Annotated in this window: 6 protein-coding genes and 1 pseudogene; 4 read left to right on the top strand and 3 right to left on the bottom strand. The window is 61.9% G+C overall.

Going from position 1 to position 7,703, the window contains the following annotated elements; translation table 11 throughout:
* Positions 1 to 76: 76 nt before the first annotated feature.
* A pseudogene (locus ACRER8_RS25150) lies at positions 77 to 184 on the top strand (DUF2788 domain-containing protein); the annotation flags it as partial.
* Between the two features lie 155 nt (positions 185 to 339).
* Here ACRER8_RS25150 and ACRER8_RS25145 read toward each other — a convergent pair.
* From ACRER8_RS25145 to ACRER8_RS25135, 3 genes are all read right to left on the bottom strand, one after another.
* Complete coding sequence (locus tag ACRER8_RS25145; protein ID WP_431748878.1) at positions 340 to 972, bottom strand: pseudouridine synthase; 633 nt, start codon at positions 970 to 972, stop codon at positions 340 to 342.
* 60 nt (positions 973 to 1,032) lie between these two features.
* Positions 1,033 to 2,529 (bottom strand): AMP nucleosidase, encoded by a 1,497-nt coding sequence (gene amn / locus ACRER8_RS25140; RefSeq protein WP_431748879.1) that lies wholly within the window; start codon positions 2,527 to 2,529, stop codon positions 1,033 to 1,035.
* A gap of 191 nt (positions 2,530 to 2,720) precedes the next feature.
* Entirely contained in the window at positions 2,721 to 4,370 is a 1,650-nt protein-coding gene (locus ACRER8_RS25135; RefSeq protein WP_431748877.1) for an acyl-CoA dehydrogenase family protein, read from the bottom strand.
* A gap of 349 nt (positions 4,371 to 4,719) precedes the next feature.
* Here ACRER8_RS25135 and ACRER8_RS25130 point away from each other — a divergent pair, with 349 nt between their 5' ends.
* Genes ACRER8_RS25130 through hemL form a run of 3 tightly spaced genes read left to right on the top strand, consistent with a single transcriptional unit; the run spans position 4,720 to position 7,501 of the window.
* A complete protein-coding gene (locus tag ACRER8_RS25130) occupies positions 4,720 to 5,517 on the top strand; it encodes a hydroxymethylpyrimidine/phosphomethylpyrimidine kinase (protein WP_431748876.1) in 798 nt (265 codons plus the stop codon).
* 25 nt (positions 5,518 to 5,542) lie between these two features.
* The gene (gene thiE, locus ACRER8_RS25125) at positions 5,543 to 6,169 is read left to right on the top strand and encodes a thiamine phosphate synthase (RefSeq protein ID WP_431748875.1); all 627 of its coding nucleotides are present in this window, start codon (positions 5,543 to 5,545) and stop codon (positions 6,167 to 6,169) included.
* Between the two features lie 48 nt (positions 6,170 to 6,217).
* Positions 6,218 to 7,501: a glutamate-1-semialdehyde 2,1-aminomutase gene (gene hemL / locus ACRER8_RS25120; protein ID WP_431748874.1), complete on the top strand. Its 1,284-nt coding sequence runs from the start codon at positions 6,218 to 6,220 to the stop codon at positions 7,499 to 7,501.
* The last annotated feature ends 202 nt before the right edge of the window (positions 7,502 to 7,703 follow it).

Here is a 7,703-nt window from a genome sequence, read left to right as displayed (position 1 = left end):
GCTGGCGAATGCGGTGGGTCAGTTGCAGACAGGTTGACTGACACGCCGCCTTCGCCAGCAAGCCGGCTCCTACAATAAATCCAAGGCCGGACGGTTTGGCACGATGATTCTGTTCGGGGTACTGGGGCTAGGGGTTTTGGCTTTTGTGATCAAGACAGTGGTGATTGCGTATCTTGGAGCAGTACCAGTGATCTCAAGGCCACCTGAGGTCAACTGTGGGAGCGAATTCATTCGCGAAAAAATGGTTGGGCCGCTGGAGATGTATTGACCGTACCCTCGCATCGCGAATGAATTCGCTTCCACAGTGGATTGTTAGCAGTCGCCGGGTTCGGCCTGTCATCAAAGCTTCGCAGGCACTTCCCGCCACTGCCCTTGATCCAGCCCCTCGATGCTCCAGTCACCAATCCGCACCCGAACCAGCCGCAACGTCGGCAGCCCAACCGCCGCCGTCATCCGACGCACTTGCCGATTCCGGCCTTCCTTGATGACCAGCTCAAGCCAATGCGTCGGCACGCTTTTGCGAAAACGCACAGGGGGGTTGCGCGGCCACAGCTCAGGTTCTTCGAGGCGCCTGGCCTGTGCGGGCAGGGTCGGGCCGTCATTCAGTTCGACGCCATCGCGCAGCTGTTGCAGCTGCAATTCAGAGGGTTCGCCCTCCACCTGCACCCAATAGGTCTTTGCAAGCTTGTGCTTGGGGTCGGCGATCCGCGACTGTAGCTGCCCGTCGTTGGTCAGCAACAGCAAACCTTCGCTGTCGCGGTCCAGTCGTCCGGCCGGATAGATGCCGGGGATTTCGATGAAGTCCTTGAGCGTCGCCCGTCCTTCCCCATCGCTGAACTGAGTCAGCACGTCGAATGGCTTGTTGAACAGGATCAACCGGGGGGCGGCGGGCGGGGCCTTGGCGACACGGCGGGTTGCGCCGGAAGTATTGGGCGCTGGGCGGCGCGAAACGGGGCGTTGATTGCGAGGCATGTCGGCTCAGAGCTTAGAAACAGAAAGGGCCACTTTAGTGGCCCTTGAACTAAATGACCATTAACGGAACGGCGGCTCGTCGAAACTGCGCAGTTTGCGCGAGTGCAGCGAGTTGAGCTGGGTGCGCATCAGGTCCAACGCGGCTATGCCGATCTTCAGATGCTGGGTCACGGCGCGCTCGTAGAAGGCGTTGGCCGAACCCGGCAGTTTGATTTCGCTGTGCAGCGGCTTGTCGGACACGCAGAGCAAAGTCCCGTAAGGCACGCGCAGTCGATAGCCCTGAGCGGCGATGGTGCCGCTTTCCATATCCACGGCCACGGCGCGGGACAGGTTGATCAGCGGTCGCTCCTGCGCCCAGCGCAGTTCCCAGTTGCGGTCGTCGTACGTCAACACGGTGCCGGTACGCAGGCGCTTCTTCAAATCGTCGCCCCGCTCGCCCGTGACCTGCGCTGCCGACTCCTGCAAGGCCAATTGCACTTCAGCCAATGCAGGAATCGGGATGTTCGGCGGCAGTACGCGATCAAGAATGCCGTCGCGACGCATGTAGGCGTGGGCCAGCACGTAGTCGCCGATGGTTTGCGACTGACGCAGGCCACCGCAGTGCCCGATCATCAGCCAGCAATGCGGGCGCAGCACGGCAAGGTGATCGGTGATGTTCTTGGCGTTGGACGGGCCGACGCCGATATTGACCAGCGTCACGCCGTGACCGTCTTCGGCGATCAGGTGATAGGCCGGCATCTGGTAGCGGTGCCAGACGACGCTGGAGACGATGGCCTGAGCCTCGCCGTGATCCATGCTTTTGTCGACGATGACGTTGCCGGGCAGGACCATTTTTACGAAACGCGGGTCGTCACGCAGTTTTTCCAGACCATGGACGATGAACTGGTCGACATAACGGTGGTAGTTGGTCAGCAGAATCCAGGGCTGCACATGGCGCCAGTCGCTGCCGGTGTAATGCACCAGGCGACGCAGCGAGAAATCCACGCGAGCGGCGTCGAACAACGCCAACGGCAGCGGGTCGGTATTGGCCCAGTCATAAAGGCCGTCTGCGATGCCGTCGGTGGCGGCGGACAGGTCGGTGCTCGGGAACACCCGGGCCAAGGTCGCGGCGGTGACGCCAGTGCCGGCCAGTTCATCGCCCTGCTCGACCACGTACGGATAAGGAATGTTCTGCTCGCTGACGCCTACTTCGACCGTGACGGTGAAGTCGTTCATCAACGGCACGAGCTGTTCGAGCAGGTATTTGCGAAACGCCGCCGGGTGGGTGACGGTGACGCTGTAGGTGCCCGGCAGTTGAACCTTGGCGTAGGCGCGAGTGGTCAGCGGCACTTCGCCATGGCAGTGATAGGTCAGACGCAATTCGGGATAGCGGAAGCGCAGACGCTCGGCGGCGTCGGGTTCGACGCGGTCCTTGAGATAACGCTTGAGCGCCTGGCTCAGAGCGGTGGTCGCACGTCCGTGCAGCTTGGCAAGCCGGTCCACAGCTTGTTCGGCAGTTTTTACGACAATAAAAGCTTCAGTCACGATGCGCATCCTTCTGATCTTGCAAGGCTCCATCTTGCCTGCAACCGATGACGAAGGCACGAACGACGTAGATTAAAAACAGAACCAACAACGCGGTTTCTACTATGGGGGTGAATTCACTCGCGAGGAGGTGCTACATCCAAAAAGTATCCGTCGACCAAGCAGCCGCCTCGTCCGAATGCCGCCCAGGATGAATTCGCGCCCCAGAGATAGATTGGCGGCGATCAGCCGATCTGCGGCGAAGACCGCGCCACCAGTGCCTCGACATCGACCCCACGGGGCAGCGCGCCGTAGACCCGGCCCGGGTGTTGCAACCGCCCCGCGATGAAGCCGTCGCTGACCACCGAATTTCCCGCTTCCAGCAGTAGCTTGGCCTGCAGGCCGACGGCGATGTGTTCGGTCAGTTGCCGGGCGCGATATTGGATGTCGCTGGTGTCTTTGAACGCGGTCTTCAACTGCTCGATATGCGCAGCCAGACGCGCATCGCCGTGGCCATCGCCCAACTCATCGAACAGCGCATCGAGCACGCCCGGCTCTTTGGACAGTGCGCGCAACACGTCTAGGCACTGCACGTTGCCCGAGCCTTCCCACGTCGAGTTGACCGGTGCTTCTCTATAGAGACGCGGCAGGATGGTGTCTTCGACATACCCCGCGCCGCCCATGCATTCAGCAGCTTCGTTGATCATCGCCGGGGCGCGCTTGCAGATCCAATACTTGCCCACCGCCGTGACCAGCCGGGCAAAACGCGCTTCGTGTGAATCGTCCAGACGTTCCAGCGAACGCCCCATGCGCAGAGTCAGCGCCAGCGCCGCTTCGCTCTCCAATGCCAGATCCGCCAACACGTTCTGCATCAATGGTTGCTCGCTCAACACACGCCCGCTGACGCTGCGATGGGCGCAATGATGCGCGGCCTGGGTGAGCGCCTGACGCATCAAAGCGCTGGAACCGGTCATGCAATCGAAGCGGGTCATGGCGACCATTTCGATGATCGTTGGCACGCCGCGCCCTTCTTCGCCGACCATCCAGGCCAGCGCACCGCGGAATTCCACCTCGCTGGAGGCGTTGGACCAATTGCCCAGTTTGTTCTTCAGGCGCTGTATGTAGAACTCGTTGCGGGTGTCGTCCGGGCGATGGCGCGGCAGCAGGAAGCAGGTCAGGCCCTTATCGGTCTGCGCCAGGGTCAGGAAGGCGTCGCACATCGGCGCCGAGCAGAACCACTTGTGGCCGATCAGCTCATACGCCTGACCGGGGCCGGGCTGCCCGACCGGATACGCACGCGTGGTATTGGCCCGCACATCGGTGCCGCCCTGCTTCTCGGTCATGGCCATGCCGATGGTGACCCCGGCCTTGTGGGCGATGCCAACGTTGCGCGGGTCGTACTGGGTGGCGAGGATTTTCGGCAGCCAGATATCGGCCAGATCGGGCTGCAACCTGAGAGCGGGAACACTGGCAAAGGTCATGGTCAGCGGACACCCGCTACCCGCTTCGGCCTGCGTATGTAGATAGCTCATGGACGCGCGGGCGACGTGAGCACCTTGCCGTGGGTCTGTCCAGGGCAGCGAAGGAATGCCGTGCTCGACCGCCGTTTGCATAAGCTGGTGATAGGCGGGATGAAACTCCACCAGATCGATGCGATGGCCATAGCGGTCATGGCTGGCGAACACCGGCTTGTTCTGGTTGGCGAGGAAGCCCGCTTCCATCAACGGCCCGCCCGCCAAAGCGCCGTACGCATCGATTCTCGATTCCGCCCAGCCCGCACCGAAACGCTTCGACCATTCCTGCAACGGCAGGTCAATGCGATAGAGATTGGTCCCGTCCAGCGACGGCGGCTGGTTGGTGACTTCGTGGGTTTCGGCGAACTGATGCAGATTCATGAACGGGCTCCGGTTCGAGTCGGCGCGCGGCAATCGCGCAGATGCGGACCAGTGAATCACGCACACGAAATCGAAAAAAGCGCCATAGGCGACTAAATCACGGCGGGTTTGCCCGGCCAGCCGGTTAACCCTGTAGGAGCCAGCTTGCTGGCGAACAAAGAGTGTCAGTTGCAGATGAATTGCTTGCCCCCGTGTTCACCAGCAAGCCGGCTTCTACCATGGATCGCACACGCGCCAAATCCCAGTGCCTACATCTGAGCGCGGGACCTGAGCCTCTGAGCTTCTACGAGCGAAAAATCTGCCGCCGACCAGCGGCCCGGCAAAAGCTTTAGTGGTAAGCTCGCGCACCATGAATATCTATAGCTCCCGCCCCGTTGTCCTCTGTCTCTCCGGCCACGATCCCAGTGGTGGCGCCGGCCTCCAGGCAGATATCGAAGCCCTGCTCGCCCAGGGTTGCCACGCAGCTCCTGCGGTCACCGCGCTGACCGTGCAAGACACCGTGAACGTCAGCGACTTCCGAGTGCTGGATCGTGAGTGGGTGCTGGCCCAGGCCAATGCCGTGCTCAACGATTCGCCCGTCGCCGCCGTGAAGCTGGGCATGCTCGGCTCGCTGGAAATGGTTGATACCGTGGTCGAGTTGCTTCAGGCCAACCCGCATCTGCCGCTGGTCTGCGACCCGGTGCTGCGGGCTGGCGGCGGTGGTCGACTGGGCAAGGATGAAGTGGGTTACGCCATGCGCGAGCGTCTGCTGCCGCTGGCGACCATCGCCACCCCGAACCTGCCTGAAGCACGGATTCTGGCCGAACTGCCGGAAGGCACCGCCGACGAATGCGCCGAAAAACTCCTGCCGTTTTGCGAGCACTTGCTGATCACTGGCGGTCACGGTGACGAGCATGAGGTTCACAACCGGTTGTACATTCGCAACGGCCAGCCACGCACTTTTACCTGTCAGCGCCTGCCAGGCAGCTATCACGGCTCCGGCTGCACGTTGGCCAGCGCCCTGGCTGGTCGTCTGGCGCTTGGGCAAGATGTGGTCAGCGCCGTGGAAACCGCGCTGGGCTACACTTGGCGCACGTTGCGCGACGCAGAACAACTGGGTAAAGGCCAGTTCGTACCCCGCCGCCTGCCGCTGGATTTCTGCTCGTAACGCCACGAATAAAGAGGCACCTCTGATGAAACTACGTGGCTTGTATGCCGTTACCGACAGCCAACTGTTGGCCGGCAAATTCCTGGCCTATGTCGAAGCTGCGCTCGACGGCGGCGTGACCCTGCTGCAATACCGCGACAAATCCGGTGATGAGACCCGCCGTCTGCGTGAGGCCTCTGAACTACTAAAACTGTGTGAACGCTACAAGACCCGCCTGATCATCAACGATGACGCCGAAGTCGCCGCGCGTCTTGGCGTCGGCGTGCATCTGGGGCAGACCGACGGCTCGCTGCCCGACGCCCGCGCCCTGCTCGGCCACAAGGCCATCGTCGGCGCTACCTGCCATGCGCAGCTGGAATTGGCAGAGAAAGCCAAGGCCAACGGTGCCACCTACGTCGCGTTCGGGCGCTTCTTCAACTCCAACACCAAACCCGGCGCGCCCGCGTGCAGCCTAGAGATGTTGGCCGAGGCTCGTAAGCGTATCGCGTTGCCGATCGCGGTCATTGGCGGCGTTACCCTGGAAAACGCCGCGCCACTGGTCGCCCACGGCGCTGACCTGCTCGCGGTGGTGCATGGTCTGTTCGGCGCCGAAACCACTCAGGAAGTTACGCGCCGCGCGCGCGCCTTCAACGACTTGTTCAAACCGGCCTGATCCGCATCGGGCCGGTTCATCTCATTCGATTCAAACAGAGACTTCATCATGTCCCGTTCTGAAACCCTGTTCGCCAACGCGCAGAAACACATTCCCGGCGGCGTCAACTCGCCGGTTCGTGCGTTCAAAAGCGTCGGTGGCACCCCGTTGTTCTTCAAACACGCAGCTGGCGCCTACGTCACCGACGAGGACGACAAGCGTTATGTCGATTACGTGGGCTCCTGGGGCCCGATGATTCTCGGCCACAGCCACCCGGACGTACTGGATGCCGTGCGCAAGCAGCTGGAACACGGCCTGTCTTATGGCGCGCCGACCGCGATGGAAACCGAGATGGCTGATCTGGTCTGCTCGATCGTGCCGTCGATGGAAATGGTGCGCATGGTCAGCTCCGGTACCGAAGCCACCATGAGCGCGATTCGTCTGGCCCGTGGTTACACCGGCCGTGACAGCATCATCAAATTTGAAGGCTGCTACCATGGCCACTCCGACAGCCTGCTGGTCAAGGCAGGCTCCGGCGCGCTGACCCTGGGTGTGCCGAGTTCGCCAGGCGTCCCGGCAGCGTTCGCCAAACACACGCTGACGCTGCCGTTCAATGACATCGACGCGGTCAGGACGATGCTCGCTGAAGTGGGTCAGGAAGTGGCCTGCATCATTGTCGAGCCGGTTGCCGGCAACATGAATTGCGTGCCGCCGGCGCCGGGTTTCCTGCAGGGCCTGCGCGAAGAGTGCGACAAGCATGGCGTGGTGCTGATTTTTGACGAAGTGATGACCGGTTTCCGTGTCGCCCTCGGCGGCGCCCAGGCTTACTACGGCGTCAAACCCGACTTGAGCACCTTCGGCAAGATCATCGGCGGCGGCATGCCGGTCGGTTGCTTCGGTGGCAAGCGCGAGATCATGTCGCACATCGCGCCGCTGGGCCCGGTGTACCAGGCAGGTACTCTCTCCGGTAACCCGCTGGCCATGGCTGCGGGTCTCACCACGTTGCGCCTGATCAGCCGTCCGGGCTTCCATGACGAGCTCAGTGCCTACACCACACGCATGCTCGAAGGCCTGCAACAACGCGCGGATGCGGCAGGTATTCCGTTCGTGACCACTCAGGCGGGCGGCATGTTTGGCCTGTACTTCACCGACGCCAAACAGATCGTCACCTTCCAGGACGTGATGAGCAGCGACGCTGATCGCTTCAAACGCTTCTTCCACCTGATGCTCGAAGGCGGCGTGTACCTGGCGCCGAGCGCATTCGAAGCCGGCTTCACCTCCATCGCCCACGGCGAAGCGGAGCTGCAACAAACGCTGGATGCGGCCGAGAAGGCGTTCGCGCAACTGAAATAACAGCGCGGCCCTTGTAGAAGCCGACTTGCTGGCGAAGGCACTGTGTCAGACACGCAAATATCAACTGACCCACCGCGTCGCCAGCAAGCCGGCTCTTAGACCACGGGGATGGACCCGGTATTGCGACAGAGCCAAGACCTGTGGGAGCGAATTCATTCGCGAGACGGCGGCATGGATGACGCATTTGTGCCGAATGTACCCT

Origin of the sequence: Pseudomonas sp. (assembly GCF_050739935.1) — a bacterium.
Lineage (GTDB): Bacteria > Pseudomonadota > Gammaproteobacteria > Pseudomonadales > Pseudomonadaceae > Aquipseudomonas.
This window is presented reverse-complemented; position numbering and strand designations above follow the sequence as displayed.